The organism is Paraburkholderia sp. GAS448 (assembly GCF_050435685.1).
Lineage (GTDB): Bacteria > Pseudomonadota > Gammaproteobacteria > Burkholderiales > Burkholderiaceae > Paraburkholderia.
On sequence record NZ_JBNDKT010000006.1, the window covers coordinates 120,597 to 135,527 of the forward strand.

General features: G+C 59.9%; 11 protein-coding genes. 6 read left to right on the plus strand and 5 right to left on the minus strand.

Annotation, left to right across the window (positions count from 1 at the left end):
- Positions 1-23: 23 nt before the first annotated feature.
- From P3T23_RS14070 to P3T23_RS14085, 4 genes are all read left to right on the plus strand, one after another.
- Positions 24-1,265, plus strand: coding sequence for an aromatic ring-hydroxylating oxygenase subunit alpha (locus P3T23_RS14070; protein ID WP_429316775.1), 1,242 nt, complete (start codon positions 24-26; stop codon positions 1,263-1,265).
- Positions 1,266-1,314: 49 nt separating this feature from the next.
- On the plus strand, positions 1,315-2,451 hold the full coding sequence (locus P3T23_RS14075) for an FAD-binding oxidoreductase (RefSeq protein ID WP_429316776.1): 1,137 nt from the start codon (positions 1,315-1,317) through the stop codon (positions 2,449-2,451).
- A gap of 125 nt (positions 2,452-2,576) precedes the next feature.
- Positions 2,577-3,452, plus strand: a complete 876-nt coding sequence (locus P3T23_RS14080) for a glycine betaine ABC transporter substrate-binding protein (RefSeq protein WP_429316777.1) — start codon at positions 2,577-2,579, stop codon at positions 3,450-3,452.
- Between the two features lie 1,196 nt (positions 3,453-4,648).
- Complete coding sequence (locus tag P3T23_RS14085) at positions 4,649-6,304, plus strand: hypothetical protein (RefSeq protein ID WP_429316778.1); 1,656 nt, start codon at positions 4,649-4,651, stop codon at positions 6,302-6,304.
- A 993-nt stretch (positions 6,305-7,297) separates the two neighbouring features.
- Here P3T23_RS14085 and P3T23_RS14090 read toward each other — a convergent pair.
- From P3T23_RS14090 to P3T23_RS14110, 5 genes are all read right to left on the minus strand, one after another.
- Positions 7,298-8,323: a DUF2891 domain-containing protein gene (locus P3T23_RS14090; protein WP_429316779.1), complete on the minus strand. Its 1,026-nt coding sequence runs from the start codon at positions 8,321-8,323 to the stop codon at positions 7,298-7,300.
- 10 nt (positions 8,324-8,333) lie between these two features.
- On the minus strand, positions 8,334-9,287 hold the full coding sequence (locus tag P3T23_RS14095; protein ID WP_429316780.1) for a DUF979 domain-containing protein: 954 nt from the start codon (positions 9,285-9,287) through the stop codon (positions 8,334-8,336).
- A complete protein-coding gene (locus P3T23_RS14100) occupies positions 9,284-9,973 on the minus strand; it encodes a DUF969 domain-containing protein (protein ID WP_429316781.1) in 690 nt (229 codons plus the stop codon). Before P3T23_RS14100 ends, P3T23_RS14095 begins: the two co-directional genes overlap by 4 nt.
- 172 nt (positions 9,974-10,145) lie before the next feature.
- On the minus strand, positions 10,146-11,024 hold the full coding sequence (locus tag P3T23_RS14105; protein ID WP_429316782.1) for a formyltetrahydrofolate deformylase: 879 nt from the start codon (positions 11,022-11,024) through the stop codon (positions 10,146-10,148).
- A 166-nt stretch (positions 11,025-11,190) separates the two neighbouring features.
- Positions 11,191-12,102, minus strand: a complete 912-nt coding sequence (locus P3T23_RS14110; RefSeq protein WP_429316783.1) for a choline sulfate utilization transcriptional regulator — start codon at positions 12,100-12,102, stop codon at positions 11,191-11,193.
- A 154-nt stretch (positions 12,103-12,256) separates the two neighbouring features.
- On the opposite strand from P3T23_RS14110, the gene betC reads away from it, so the two are divergent.
- Both betC and P3T23_RS14120 read left to right on the plus strand, forming a co-directional pair.
- Positions 12,257-13,795, plus strand: coding sequence for a choline-sulfatase (gene betC, locus P3T23_RS14115; protein ID WP_429316784.1), 1,539 nt, complete (start codon positions 12,257-12,259; stop codon positions 13,793-13,795).
- 76 nt (positions 13,796-13,871) lie between these two features.
- On the plus strand, positions 13,872-14,804 hold the full coding sequence (locus P3T23_RS14120; RefSeq protein WP_429316986.1) for a choline ABC transporter substrate-binding protein: 933 nt from the start codon (positions 13,872-13,874) through the stop codon (positions 14,802-14,804).
- Positions 14,805-14,931: the final 127 nt, after the last annotated feature.

The window sequence follows — 14,931 nt, forward strand, 5'->3', positions numbered from 1 at the left end:
CTCACGCATTCCGGAGCAGAACGATGAAAGTATCGGCAGACATTCGCGCGCTGGTCGATCGGCGCAAGAAAGGTTATAGCCTCGAAGCGCCGTTTTACACGAGCGACGAAATCTTCGCGCTCGACATGGAAGCGATTTTCCGCAAGCACTGGATTCAGGTCGCGGTCGAGCCGGATATTCCCGAGCCGGGCGATTACACGACCGTCGAGCTGGGCCGCGATTCGATCCTGATCGTCCGCGACGACGATATGGAAGTTCGCGCCTTTCATAACGTCTGCCGCCATCGCGGTGCGAGGCTGTGCAATGAGGACAAGGGTTCGGTCGGCAACATCGTGTGCCCGTATCACAGCTGGACCTACAACCTGACCGGCCAGCTGATGTTCGCCGAGCACATGGGTGAGCAGTTCGATCGCTGCAAGCACAGCCTGAAGTCGGTGCATGTGCAGAGCCTGGCGGGACTCGTCTTTATCTGCCTCGCGGAAGAGCCCCCCGTCGATTTCGACATGATGCGCGCTGCGATGGAGCCGTACCTGTTGCCGCACGATCTGCCGAACCTCAAGATCGCGGCTTCGGTCGATCTCATCGAAAAGGGCAACTGGAAACTCACGATGGAAAACAATCGCGAGTGCTATCACTGCGTCGCGAACCATCCCGAGCTGACGATTTCGCTTTACGAGTACGGCTTCGGCTACCAGCCGTCGCCGGCAAACGCGGAAGGCATGGCAGCGTTCGAGCGCACCTGTATCGAGCGCACCGAGCAATGGGAAGCGATGGATCTGCCTTCGGTCGAAGTCGACCGCCTGCTGGATGTGACCGGCTTCCGCACACAGCGCCTGCCGCTCGACCGCAGCGGCGAATCGCAGACGCTCGATGCGAAAGTGGCATCGAAGAAGCTGCTCGGCGAGTTCAGGCAGGCTGACCTCGGCGGCCTGTCGTTCTGGACGCAGCCTAATTCATGGCATCACTTCATGAGCGATCACGTCGTGACGTTTTCGGTGATTCCGCTGTCTGCGGGCGAAACGCTCGTGCGCACGAAATGGCTCGTGCACAAGGACGCGAAAGAGGGCATCGACTACGACGTCAAGAACCTGACCGCCGTGTGGAATGCGACCAACGATCAGGACCGCGCGCTGGTGGAATATTCGCAGCTCGGCGCCACGAGCAGCGCATACGAGCCGGGTCCGTACTCGCCCTTCACCGAAGGGCTGGTGGAGAAGTTCAGCGACTGGTACATGAGCCGGCTCGCTGCGCAGATCGACAACTGACGAATCAATCGACAACCGACCGGAAGCCTCGCGGCAAGTGGAGTGGACAATGATGCGGGATACGGACAACTTCGACCCCGTGGCAAGCCGGCTGACGAGGCCGGAATTCTGGCACGCGCTGCCGGGGCGCTGGACGAGCGATGACGAAGAGACGCTCATCTGCTGTCAGGTGCGGCAGGAAACGCACGACGTGAAGAGCTTTTTCTTCCGGTCGCAGCAAGGTCGCGCGTTCGTGTTCGAGCCCGGACAGTTCGTGACGCTCGAACTCGAGATCGACGGCGAGCGGATCAACCGCTGCTACACGATTTCGTCGTCACCCACGCGGCCGCATACGATCTCCATCACGGTAAAGCGTGTGCCGGGCGGCAAGGTGTCGAACTGGCTGCACGACAACCTGCAGGCCGGCCACAACGTGCGCGTGCTCGGTCCGGCGGGTGAGTTCACCTGTGCACGGCATCCGACGCGCAAGTATCTGTTTTTGTCGGCGGGCTCCGGCATCACGCCGCTGATGTCGATGAGCCGCGCCCATCACGAGTTGAGCGAGGACCGCGACATCGTCTTCGTGCACAGCGCCCGCACGCCGGACGACATTATCTTCTCGCGCGAACTCGATCTGATTGCGTCGAACCAGGAGCGGTTCAGGACATCGTTTGTCTGCGAACGCGTGGGATCACGCACGAACTGGCCAGGCGTAACGGGCTTTCTGACGCTGCCGCTTCTCAGGCTGATCGCGCCTGACTTCATGGAGCGCGAGGTGTTCACGTGCGGTCCTGCGCCGTACATGAAGGCCGTGAGAGATCTGCTCGATGAAGCCGGTTTCGATCGCAGGCAGTATCACGAGGAAAGCTTTTCGTTCGAAACGCTGACCGAAGCGACGCCGCTTGTCGACCCGATCGAGTTGCCCGCACAGAACGGCTCCGCCCCGGCTTTTTCCATAAGCTTTGCGCGCAGCAATCGTGAGATCACGTGTGGCACGGAACAGCATGTGCTCGACGCGGCGCGCCAGGCGGGCGTGCGGCTGCCGGCATCGTGTACGCAGGGTATGTGCGGCACCTGCAAGGTGAAGCTCGTATCCGGACAGGTCGAGATGAAGCACAACGGCGGAATCCGCCAGCGTGAAATCGATCAGGGAATGGTGCTGCTCTGTTGCAGCAAGCCGCTCTCGGATCTGGTGGTGGATAAATGATCAGACAAGCCGCGCCATAAGCGGTCGTTTTTCGACAAGCGGATGTCGTAAAGCGTACTCACCTGCGATTTCTGGCTGGTGATGCTGGATACATACCGCAACTGCGGCAATCAAGGAGATCAGTCATGAAAGGCTTCAAAAAGCTGTTGCTGTGCAGTGCCGTGGGCACCGCGCTGATTGCGACGATGAGTGCGACGGTCACTGCGACTGCCGACACCAAACCCACGATCAAGATTGGTTATGTCGAAGGTTGGGACGACAGCGTGGCGACCTCGAACGTGGCGGCCCGCATCATCGAGAAACGGCTTGGCTATCCGGTGCAACTCGTGCCGGTGGCGGCGGGCGTGATGTGGCAGGGCGTGGCGCGTGGCGATCTGGACGCGACGTTGTCGGCATGGTTGCCGGTGACGCAGGGCGCCTATTGGGAGCAGTTCAAGGGGAAGGTGACGGACCTTGGCGTCAATTTCCCGGATGCAAAGATCGGTCTGATCGTGCCGGCAAGCGTGCCGGAGAAGACCGTTGCCGATCTCGAAGCGCACAAGGCTGATTTCAACGACCGGATCGTAGGGATCGATGCCGGCGCGGGCGTGATGAAGAAAACCGACGAGGCAATCAAGGCTTATAACCTTAGCCTGCAACTGATGCCGAGCTCGGGCAGCGCGATGACGGCTGAACTGGCGCGCCAGATGAATGCGAGCAAACCCGTGGTTGTGACGGGTTGGGCGCCCCACTGGATGTTCGCCAAGTGGAAGCTCAAGTTCCTTGACGACCCCAAGAAAGTGTTTGGTGAGGCCGAGCACGTCGATAACGTGGTCAACCCTCAGCTTGAGACCAAGGCTGCGCCTGTAGTGGCATTTCTCAAGAAGTTCCAGTGGAAGCCGGGCGAGATCGATAGCGTGATGCTCGCCACCGAGAATGGCACCAAACCGGTTGCAGCGGCCGACGCCTGGATTGCCGCGCACGGCGATCGGGTTGATAGCTGGGTTGCGGGCGCGCAGTAATTTTTTCTGTTTTCCTGCTGACGTTGGTTGGCGAGATAGCGGCTTGATTGGCGCTTTCTCGCCTTTTTGCTTTCTGGCTGTTGCTTGATCTGTTATCGGTTCATCGGCGTCGCATCGGGTCCTGCGCCCGCGTGATCACGACCGGCGCGATGCAATACGTCTTTCGACTGTCTCCGGTGTAGCACCAGCGTTGGGCTCTGCCTGTGCATGCTCACGCGCCGTTGTGCGGCGAAGATTTCTTCCGTGCCGCGGTACACCGCTGATCGATGTTGGCGCGCACTATTGGATCATTGAGCAAATGACGCGTTTCGAGCACGCCGTAACGGGTCCTTAAGACATCCTGAAGCGCTTGCCAGTAGGGATACCTGCCGCTATCGGCAAGACTGTAAGCTACGCGCCGGACGGCCTCGCGCCGGCCCGTTCCCAACACATCCCGGTTCTCCATGGCTGACCTCTATTGCGAGTGTGTTTCCTACATCATAGGTCGCATGGCAGCGTGTGGGGTGGCCGTGTCCAGCGGCCCGCAGCGCGGTCAGCGCGCGGGTTGGGGCAGCGGGTGATGCATTGCGTACCCCAAAATAGCTAGATGCGTTATGCGGAATGTCTTGCTTGATTGTTGCAATTCGAGCAATAGCGCGAAGTTGATATCGACATCGCGCCACGATTTAGCTGACGTCATCGCGCCTGCTATTCCCCGGTTCTCGGGGTGGGGCGCGGAAGGATTTGCGATTTTTATGGTGGCAGAGATGGACGTCGGCGAGGCGAGTGCGACGTGTTAATCGGCAGCACTCCGGCTGATGGCGTCTTGCACGTCATCCTGTTCATGGAGAGGATGACCAGGTAGTTTGGATTCTCTGCAAAGCACAGACAGACAGACGTGGCATAGCTGCATGCCGTCCATCTGGATCGACCTCCATGAGGAACCGGGAAAGACCAGCAAGAAAAAGCCGACCATCGTGGATCGGCTTTTTCGTTTATAGCGGGGCTGGCTTGCCTTCGTGCGAATGATTGCCGCCCTTCCTAGAACGACAATTCTTGACAATACATCTGAGAAATGTCGGCTACTCTGGCGAGGCCGCCCTTTCGAGTGCGGCGATCATTCACATAGGACACTTAAGCATGCCAGATCAGCAGAACAACGCAACGACGTACCTTTTTGTCACCATCGATTCGCAAACTGAGCGCGGCGGACGCGTATGACGACGAATGCCCCACCAAACGCACCCTCTCCGGCTCCGAAGCCCGCCGATACCGGCGTGAAGCCGCTCTCTTTCGCCTTTCCGTTTCTCAGGAAGGGCAGCGGGACCGCCTCCGCACAATTTACTGACGAGCACGACCTCTACCGGTTGCTGGCCGAACGTGAATCCGGCGGCTCGTATCTGGTCAGCCGGGCCGGGATGTGGCACGGCGGCATCCACATTACCGAGGCCGGTGCCGGTCAGGCGCTGGATCTCGATTTGGGCGTGCGCTGCATCGCTGACGGGCATGTGATCGCGTACCGGATCAACCAGGCCAATCCGGTCAGCGACGTGTCCGCGTCCGGCAACGCGCCCCTCGACCCGGCGCCGTACAGCACCGGTTTCGCGCTGGTGCGTCACTCGATGGAGTTCCCGAAGGGCACGACGCTGACGTTCTACAGCCTGTACATGCACCTGCAGGCGTACGACGAGTACACGGATGATCCGAAACGCAAGAGACCGGCGTACTGGTCCACGCAGTTTCAGATCACCGGATTTGCGCAGGATACGCCGACGCCCGGGAAGAACGGACAGGTCGCGAGCGCGGACCGGCAGGGCCTGAATGTTCACAGGAGCCCTCATCCTGGCCACGTGATCGGCATCCTTCCCCAAGGAGCAAGCGTCAGCATCGGCCCGCGGGAAAAGGGCTGGGGGCGGATCACGGATCTGCACGGCTCGTCCCTGTACCCGCCGGTCGCGGGCGGCTTCGTCGCGTCGTCAGCAGCAGTCGGAGGGTGGATCTATCTGGGCAACGAGAACGGCAAACCGCTCGTCAACGAGGTCATGCCGGACGCGTCGTTCGACCGGGTGGTGATCACCGTTGACGGTCCGCAGGGCGCAGGCATTCTGGTCAAGGCGGGGGACCTGATCGGTCACCTTGGGCGTTACGATTCGCTGAACCAGCATACCGCCGGAACCCGGATGGTGCACATCGAGGTGTTCTGCGACGACAGCATCAAGACCTTTATCGAGGAGGGCCGCGCCTGGGTTGAAGAACACGGTCCGCACCCGAAAGACTGGGCCGCGCTGGGATTACCTGCCGATCCGACCATCCTGCGCATCGCGCCGAAGACAACGCTGTACCAACGCGAAGGTACCGGCGGGAACCGACAAGCTTTATACAATTGGGCAATTAGTCAGCAAGCTCACAACCCGAATTGGAAATCTCCATTTTCCAAGCTGGGTCAAGTTCAGGCATTTCAGGAAATTCAGATCGATCAGGCTACCAGCAAATATCACCCCTCCGTCTTGGACTGTATCGATTTTCTTCGTTCAGTTTCGCCTGACTTGATGAAAAAGGTGGAGCTTCTTACGTATTGTGATCTTTACGACCTCTGTGTTCAGCAAGGTAGTCTAGCTCGTGCTGCACAAGAAATCAGAACGCGCGTTGCGAACGATCATCCCACGGCACAAAGGCAACTGTTAAGAATTGCGGTGGAAGAACGCGCAAAAAAAGCGAATCCCTCGTCTGTTGCTGACTGTATGAGCAGACGCATCGGCATATTCCAGCAAAGCGCGTTTACTTACGTAGCCTACGGCGTAACCAAAACCCGCCAGAATCCAAAATTTCACATCATTTCAAAGGATGCGTCAAATTATGTTTGCGGGCTATAAGCGCTTACTGTTTGTCTTAATAGCAACGTGGTCTTCCGTTGGATTCGCCGGAAACGGCAGCGGGAATTTGATTGGCCGATGCGACGCCATGAACGAATGCGTCGTTACGTTTAATGGAAAGAATGCGTCGCGAGACCAACTGTGTGAATCATCGGATTTCTCGGTCCTATGGATTCGAGGAAGCGGAAAATACCTGTTTCAATGTAGAAGCGGAGACACAGCCGAAGATAACACTGTGTGGATTGTCGACCCGGGCACGAACCTCTTCACTAAACTGAATTATGGTCGATTCATTACTAAGGGTTCTCTCGAAAAGAACCCGAATATGAGAATTCCTGACAAGTTCAGCTCGCGGAGTCTTTGTCATCCGATCGACATGCCGAAGCTCGACGCAAGCGACTTTGCACTGCTCGATAAAAGGCCGTCCGATCAGGACGATGATCCGTACTGCTATGACACAACGTATTTGACTGTGGAAGGCGCCAAGCTCGTTGTTGAGACCAGTCTCGGGCCTGTCAAGAGTAACGATTCCGAGCATGCAGTGCATCCGGTCTCGACCCGTGATCGTGAACGCTTAATTCGCTTATTAGACACACTGCGTCAATGGAACCCTCAACCTTAAGTGGGCAACAGTGACAATTCACTAAGTTAAGGGAAGTCTACGCTTCCATGAGTGGCCGTCGCTGTTCCAACAGGTCGGTGCGGTGATAGGCCGCTTCGACCTTGTTCGCGACCGTGTGCGTGAGCGCCCGTTCGGCAAGATCGCGAGCATAGCCGTGTTCGCCGCGCGGGGCCGGTAATACCGCGCACGCTTGATGGGCTGACCGCCGGAAAGACGGCACTAGCCGACCTCGCAAGGGTCGGCTTTTCATGTCAACCGTACGTCACCTGCACCGCCTGCCGCATCGCTAGATTCACAGGCTCGCCCTGAAATACCGCGTGCCTGCCACGCTCTGCCGCCTCGCGACATCACACCGGCACAACCCCGAAAATTCACGACATCGTCGGCTTTGCCTCCAGTGCCAGGGTTGCGAACGTCGCAAGCCAGTGCTCGCCCATGTAGTCGCCGGCGACGTTTTCAAGCGCGCTGTCGAGATGGCGTGTGGCGGCATCGAGCAGTACTGCGCGCCGCAAATCGCCCGGGGGCAAGGCATGGGCGAGCGAGCGCTGGCACCATGCGCGGCTCAGGTTCAATCCATCGAGGTGAGCGATCTTGCCGTCGCTGCGGTCGCTCACGAAAGCCGGCTGGAAGAGTGTGGCCGGTTCTTGTGCCGCGAGTCCCGGCAGGAATCGGTCGAACCATTCATTGAACTGTGGAGCCGGCAATACGCGTCGCATCAGCTCGGCTTCCATCAGCGACGGCGACAGGAACTCGTCACCGGACGGCTCCCACGCCTGGCACGCTACATCATCCAGGTACCATCGGCGCGCGGTTTCAGTGACAAGGGCTGCCAGCGAGTCGCGCGAAGTCTGGCGTGCAAAGTCGAGCGTAAGCGCCAGTGCAAAGGCTGTATTAAAGTGGGTGCCCACCCGCAACGGATAAGTGGCTTTAGGCAGGAAGTCCGCGAAGCGTTCAACGAAAGTTTCCGTAAGTGGTGCGATTGTCTTTGCCCACCGCCCGGCCTGCGGCAGTTTCGCCGCTTCCAGGCGGGCGGCGAGCGCAAGCAGCCAGGCCCAGCCATACGGCCGCTCGAAGCCACGATTGTGCGGCAGGTCCAGATACGCAAGCTCACCGGCAACATTGGCTTCAGTGAAATGCCTGTCAACTGTCTCGACAATCCGCGCCCCCTCCGGCAGATCCGGAAAGCGGTCGAGCAGATGCAGCACCAGCCAGTAACCATGCACGCAGGAATGCCAGTCGTAGCTGCCGTAGAAAATCGGATGCAGCGCGCGTGGGCCTTGCACGTCCTGTGGGCCAGCGAGCGAGTGGGTCAGCTTGTTCGGATACTCGCGAGTGAGGTGGGCGAGTGCCAGGGCCGCAAATTTCGATGCGATGGCCGGCGTGAGTTGAGCAGTCATCGTTGGCTTTTCAGAAACGGAATACGAACAGGTACATAAACACGGTGTAGACGACCAGCAGAAGCAGCGCGGTAGGCCATTGCGCCTTGATCACGCCATTCTTGTCTTTCAGTTCGAGCAACGCGGCCGGCACGATATTGAAGTTTGCGGCCATGGGCGTCATGAGCGTGCCGCAGAAGCCGGAAAGCATGCCAATTGCGCCGAGGATGGCGGGATTGCCGTGGAACTGATGAACGATCAGCGGTAGCCCGATACCGGCAGTCATCACAGGAAATGCCGCGAAGGCATTGCCCATGATCATCGTGAAGATCGCCATGCCAAACGTATAGGCAGCGACGACTGCAAAGGACGAATCCGTTGGAATCCACGCTTTGACCAGATCCGACACGACGCCGCCCACGCCCGCCGCAGCAAACAGCGCGCCGAGTGCCGCGAGCATCTGCGGCAAAATCGCGGCCCAGCCGACTGCATCCATCGTGTGCCGTGCGTCCTTCAGGGCATGAACCGGAGAATCGCGCAGCATGGCGAGCGCGACCCCGAACGCGACCAGCGTGCCGAGCACCAGCGAAATCAGTGTGAGGCTTTTTGGGTCTACGAAGGGCGCATGCTTTAGCGCGAACGTGCCAAGCAGCGTGATCGCGGGAATCAGCAGCGCGGGAATGAACAGCTTGTTGCCGAAGCGCCGCGCGTTTGCTTCGCGGCGGCCGGTGGCCGCGATGCCGATGCTATCGGGCGTGCCTTTACCGAGTTTGCCGGACCCGGCGATCAACGCAAGCGCAATCGCAAGGCAGCCGGTAATGAAATTCGGCAGCACGCCACCGAACAGGAAGGTGATCGCGTAGATGCCCCAAAACGCGAAGTTGACGACACGTCGCGTATTCGTGCGATCCACCAGGTTGAAGAAGGCGAAAGCGGCGAACATCAAACCAGCGAGCACGTAAAGGGAGTCGAGCCTGATAGTCATTGTGCCGCCCCTTGACCCAGCGAGCGAAGGCCGCGCGACAGATTGTGATCAAGCAGTGCCAGTCGGACGCAGTGAATGACAAGCGCCGCAATGGCCGTTGGAATCGCCCAAACGGAGACCTGCAGGGGTTCTACGACGATGCCGTTCTGTTCGAGAAAACCTTTGATGAGCAGGATGGACTGGATCGCGATGAATATATCCTCGCCGAAGAACACCGCGATATTGTCCACCGCCGATGCATTCGCGCGAATCTGTTGACGCACTTCGTCGGGAAGGCTTCCGTGACGGCTTTCCGCAGCGGCTTCGGCCATCGGTGCGATCAGTGGCCGCACCATCTGTGCGTGGCCACCTAGAGACGTGAGGCCGAGCGCAGCGGTCACCTGGCGAATCACAAAGTACAGCATCAGGACGCGGCCTGTCGTTGCTGCGTGGACGCGCGAGATCAGATTTCTTGCCTGTTCCTTGAGCCCATTACGTTCAAGCAGCGCGATAACCGGTAAGGTTAGCCAGATGAGCCCCATGTAACGGTTGTCTGCGAATGCCTTGCCGAATGCGGTAATGATATCGACGGTGTGCATGCCACCCGCGAGTCCTGTTGCGATGCCCGCGACCGTCACCACAAGGAGCGCGTTGAAGCGCAACGCGAAGCCGATCACCACGATCGGCACTCCTACCAGAACCAGCATGTCTCCACCTCCGTTGATTTCTGACGTGTCGTAACGCGAGCACATCGGTGGCGTGTGGTGCAACCGGGTTGCTGCGGTCAGTGCGACGAAATCTAACACGAGAATTTATCGATAAATAGTCGATAAACTGTGTTTTAAGGGTAATCCCCTGGCGGAGGCGGTGGCCTTGATCCTAAATCACAACTGTCCGATCCCCATTAATAAAAACCCGCCGCTCAACAAACGCCTTGACCGCCCGCGCAAGCGTAATACATTCAACATCGCGCCCAACGGCAAGCAGCCTCTCAGGCCCATAGGAATGATCGACCCGCTCGACGACCTGCTCGATGATCGGCCCTTCATCGAGATCATCGGTCACGAAATGCGCGGTAGCGCCAATCAGTTTGACTCCACGCGCATGCGCCTGGTGATAAGGTCTCGCTCCCTTGAATCCGGGCAAGAACGAATGATGAATATTGATCGCCCGGCCCGCGAGTCGACGGCTGGTCTTGTCAGAAAGAATCTGCATATAGCGCGCAAGAATCATCAACTCCGCACCGGTCGATTCAAACAGGTCAAGCATCTGCGCTTCCTGCGAATCCCGCGTCTGTGCACTGACAGGCAGATGCCAGAACGGTAAACCATGCTGCACTGCCAACGGCTCGAAGTCAGGATGATTCGACCCAATCCCCACGATGTCCATCTTCAACTCACCCATGCGCCAGCGAAACAGCAGATCCGCCAGGCAGTGTTCAAGCTTTGACACCATGATCAAGACCTTGGGCCGCGCAGCGATATCGTGAATGGCCCAGTTCATGCGGAAGTCCGCAGCGATCGGGGAAAACTCGCGCCGCAGCGCATCGATATGCAGCGTGGCATCGGACGCAGCTCCGACGCCGTGAAAAACACACCGCACGAAGAACCGGGAACTGATGTCATCGTCGAAAACGGCAAGTTCATCGATATAGCAGTGGTGCCGGTCGAGAAAGCCGACTACGGCGGCGACCTGGCCCGCCGCGCTGGGGCAGTCGAGCGTCAGGGCGAACTGGTGGGGGCGATCGGTAGCAGGCATGCGGGTCCTCGATTCAGTATGGAATCCGCACGCAAGCGAAACAGCGGGAGCGCGCGGGATGCTGAAGTAGACCAGTCCAGATTCCGCGCGAATAGAATCAATGCGCCGCGCCCATGGTATCGACGCGTCAGCGCCCTGTGCGGACGCAGCAATCCGTCATGTCAGCTCATGCCGCCTCGGTGCATTCCTCGAACAGCCAGCGGCGAAAGAGCGGTACGGCTGGCGCCTCGGGACGCGCCTGCGGGCATACCAGAAAGTAGCCGCGCGTGGTCACAACCGGCGCGTCGAGCAGCCGAACCAGTTGCCCGGTGGCAAGCAGATCGTCAGTCAGCGGCGTCCAGCCCAGTGCGACGCCCTGATTCATCAACACCGCATGAATCACCAGTGCATAGCTGTTGAACGTCATGCCATGCTGGTCCGCCGGCGGCGGCAGGCCCTGCGCCGCGAACCAGCCATTCCACGCCAGCCAGCGCTCGGGCTCTGTCGGTTGCAGATGCAGCAGCGGCAATTGCGCAAGATCTGCGGCGTGCGTCACGCCGGGGTGTGAGTCGCGAAAGGCCGGCGTGCAAACCGGCGCGACCTCCTCGCGGAAAAGCCGGGTGGACGTGCAGGGCGCCCAGTTGCCGTCGCCGAACGCGATCGCGATGTCGGCGTGGTCCCGTTGCGGATCGTAGCCGGGCTGCGACGTGATGATCCTGACGTTGACATCGGGCATCAGGTGCTTCAGGCGTGTCAGGCGCGGCATCAGCCAGTAGGTCGCGAAGCCGAAGTCGGTCAGGATCGTCAGTTCGCCTGTCGCGCGGCGGGTCCGGATATCGGCCGTCGCCACGCGAATGGTATCGAGCCCCTGGCGCACGGCCTCGAAAAGGCGGGCGCCGTCGGGGGTCAGCGTGACGCCGCGATGTCCGCGTTCGAACAGTGGCGTGCCAAGATCGGTTTCCAGTTGCACCACGCGCTGGCTGACGGCAGGCTGCGTCGAACCCAGTTCGCGCGCGGCAGCGGTGAAGCTCGCAAGCCGTGCCGCCGATTCGAATACCGATAACGTCTGCATCGGCGGCAGTCGATCCTGTCTCGGCATAAGCCCCCCTTATGGGTCTATAAGCGTTCAGCGCCTTCACACCGCTTTATTAAGCGGCAATAGTGCATACACCTGTGCTCACCCGTGGCTACGTCGCCAGTCAAGCCGACGACAGCACGCAGGGCAATCCCGACGATTCTAATCGACCCAGTCCATGAGCCTTAACACAAAGCAGAATATCCTTATCCTGATGGCGGATCAGATGACGCCGTTCGCATTGCGCTCATATGGCCACCAGGTTGCGCTCACGCCGCGCATCGACGCACTTGCCCGCGAAGGCGTGGTGTTCGATTCGGCGTATTGCGCGAGCCCATTATGTGCACCAGCGCGTTTTTCGATGCTGGCGGGCAAGCTCCCGTCGAAGATTGCCGCCTACGATAACGCCGCCGAATTTCCGGCGCAAACCCTGACGTTCGCGCACTACCTCCGCGCAGCCGGATACCGCACGATTCTGTCCGGCAAGATGCATTTCTGTGGCCCCGACCAGCTGCATGGTTTCGAAGAACGCCTGACCACCGACATCTATCCGGCCGATTTCGGCTGGGTGCCTGACTGGGACCGGCCCGGTGAGCGTCCGAGCTGGTATCACAACATGAGTTCGGTGCTCGATGCGGGCCCATGCGTGCGCACCAACCAGCTCGACTTCGACGATGAGGTCACCTTTACCGCGCGTCAGAAGCTCTTCGACATCGCGCGCGAACGGCAGGCCGGCAAGGACGACAGACCCTTCTGCCTCGTTGCGTCGCTGACGCACCCGCACGACCCGTACGCGATTCCGCGTCAATATTGGGACCTCTATCGCGATGAAGATATCGATCTGCCCAAAATCTCGCTGAGCTACGAGAATAGCGATCCGCATTCGCGCCGACTGCGTCACGTGTGCGAAACGGACCGTACGCCGCCGACAGAGCAACAGGTGCGCAACGCGCGCCGCGCCTATTACGGCGCACTGTCGTACGTCGACGCACAGTTCGGCGCCATGCTGGACGCGCTCAACGACACGGGCCTAGCCGACGACACCATCGTGATCGTCACTTCCGACCACGGCGAAATGCTCGGCGAACGCGGCCTCTGGTACAAGATGACCTTCTTCGAAGGTGGCGTGCGCGTGCCGCTGATCGTTCACGCACCGGGGCGCTTCGGTGCGCGCCGCGTGGCGGCGCCCGTGTCGCACGTGGACCTGCTGCCCACGCTCGTCGAACTCGCGACGCTCACGCGCGGCACCCGCTGGCCGGACCCGGTCGATGGCTGCAGCCTCGTGCCGCATCTGCGCGGGGAGGGTGGTCAGGGCGAAGCAATCGGCGAATATCTGGCGGAAGGCGCCATCGCTCCGATCGTGATGATCCGCAACGGCGACTACAAGTTCATCCACTCGCCCGTGGATCCTGACCAGCTCTACAACCTCGCCCGGGATCCGCAGGAAGTCCGTAACCTGGCAGGAGATCCTGGCGCCGCGCAGCTACTTGCGGCATTCCGCGAGGAAGTGGCACGCCGCTGGAATCTTCCCGCGCTGCATCAGGAAGTACTCACCAGCCAGCGCCGCCGGCGCTTTCATTTCGAAGCGACGACACAGGGCCGCATCCAGTCATGGGACTGGCAGCCGTTTGCCGATGCGAGCCAGCGCTACATGCGCAATCACATCGAACTCGACACGCTGGAAGCGATGGCGCGCTTCCCACGCGTCACACCTTGACCTCAACCTGTCACGACAAGACTGATCGACCCCGGAGCCGGCCATGAAAATATGCAGGACATTCCTGTTCTCCCTGATGCTCGCTGCGGCGTGCGGCATATCGAGCATCGCGGCTACGTCCGTCGCGGCTGCAGAGCCGCAGAATTGCACCCAGGTGCGCATGGCCGACCCCGGCTGGACCGATATCGATGCAACCAACGCCGTCGCTGGCGTGTTGCTGAAAGCGCTTGGCTATCAGCAGAGCGTGTCGAACCTGTCGGTGCCGATTACCTATCAGGGCCTCAAGAAAGGGCAAATCGACGTGTTCCTCGGCAACTGGATGCCGGCGCAGGGGCCGCTCGTGAAGCCGTTTGTCGACGAGCATTCGATCGAAGTGCTGCACGCGAATCTCACCAACGCGAAATTTACGCTTGCGGTTCCCGACTATGTTGCGGCCGCTGGCGTGCACTCATTCGCCGATCTAATGATGCATGCCGGCGAGTTCGGCGGCAAGATCTACGGGATCGAACCGGGCGCGCCGGCTAACCAGAACATCAAGAAGATGATTTCGGACAAGGCGTTCGGCCTCGGCAACTGGTCGCTCGTGGAGTCGAGCGAGACCGGCATGCTGACCCAGGTGGAACGCGCGGTGCGCGACCACAAGTGGATCGTATTTCTCGCGTGGGAGCCGCATCTGATGAACACGAAGTTCCATCTGAACTACCTCTCCGGTGGCGATGCGTATTTCGGGCCGAACTATGGCGGTGCGACGGTCAACACCGTGACGCGCGCGGGCTTTGCAGACCAGTGCACGAACCTCGCGCGCCTGTTCCAGCAGATGACGTTCAACGTCGACCTCGAAAACCAGATCATCACGAATGTGCTGCAAAACAAGGTCGACCTGAAGACGGCGGCATTGCACGCGCTGCAGGCGAACCCTGAGGTGCTGAAGACCTGGCTCAAGGGCGTGACCACGGCGGCCGGCGCAGACGGCCTGCAGGCCGTGCATCTGTCGTTGGGCATTCACTAGGCCCTGTTCACACTACCTGAGTCCGTCGGCGATGAGCGCAAAATTGATGAGGGCGATGAACATTACATCCAGTTTGTCGAATCGCCGTGTGTGCTTGTTCTCGCCATTGGTCACGATGACTGTCTTG

Excerpts from the sequence above, each read along its gene's own strand:
- P3T23_RS14105 (WP_429316782.1), bottom strand. The coding sequence starts at position 11,024 with ATGCCTGCTACCGATCGCCCCCACCAGTTCGCCCTGACGCTCGACTGC.
- P3T23_RS14080 (WP_429316777.1), top strand. The coding sequence starts at position 2,577 with ATGAAAGGCTTCAAAAAGCTGTTGCTGTGCAGTGCCGTGGGCACCGCG.
- P3T23_RS14095 (WP_429316780.1), bottom strand. The coding sequence starts at position 9,287 with ATGACTATCAGGCTCGACTCCCTTTACGTGCTCGCTGGTTTGATGTTC.
- P3T23_RS14110 (WP_429316783.1), bottom strand. The coding sequence starts at position 12,102 with ATGCCGAGACAGGATCGACTGCCGCCGATGCAGACGTTATCGGTATTC.
- P3T23_RS14085 (WP_429316778.1), top strand. The coding sequence starts at position 4,649 with ATGACGACGAATGCCCCACCAAACGCACCCTCTCCGGCTCCGAAGCCC.
- P3T23_RS14075 (WP_429316776.1), top strand. The coding sequence starts at position 1,315 with ATGATGCGGGATACGGACAACTTCGACCCCGTGGCAAGCCGGCTGACG.
- P3T23_RS14070 (WP_429316775.1), top strand. The coding sequence starts at position 24 with ATGAAAGTATCGGCAGACATTCGCGCGCTGGTCGATCGGCGCAAGAAA.
- P3T23_RS14120 (WP_429316986.1), top strand. The coding sequence starts at position 13,872 with ATGCTCGCTGCGGCGTGCGGCATATCGAGCATCGCGGCTACGTCCGTC.
- P3T23_RS14100 (WP_429316781.1), bottom strand. The coding sequence starts at position 9,973 with ATGCTGGTTCTGGTAGGAGTGCCGATCGTGGTGATCGGCTTCGCGTTG.
- betC (WP_429316784.1), top strand. The coding sequence starts at position 12,257 with ATGAGCCTTAACACAAAGCAGAATATCCTTATCCTGATGGCGGATCAG.
- P3T23_RS14090 (WP_429316779.1), bottom strand. The coding sequence starts at position 8,323 with ATGACTGCTCAACTCACGCCGGCCATCGCATCGAAATTTGCGGCCCTG.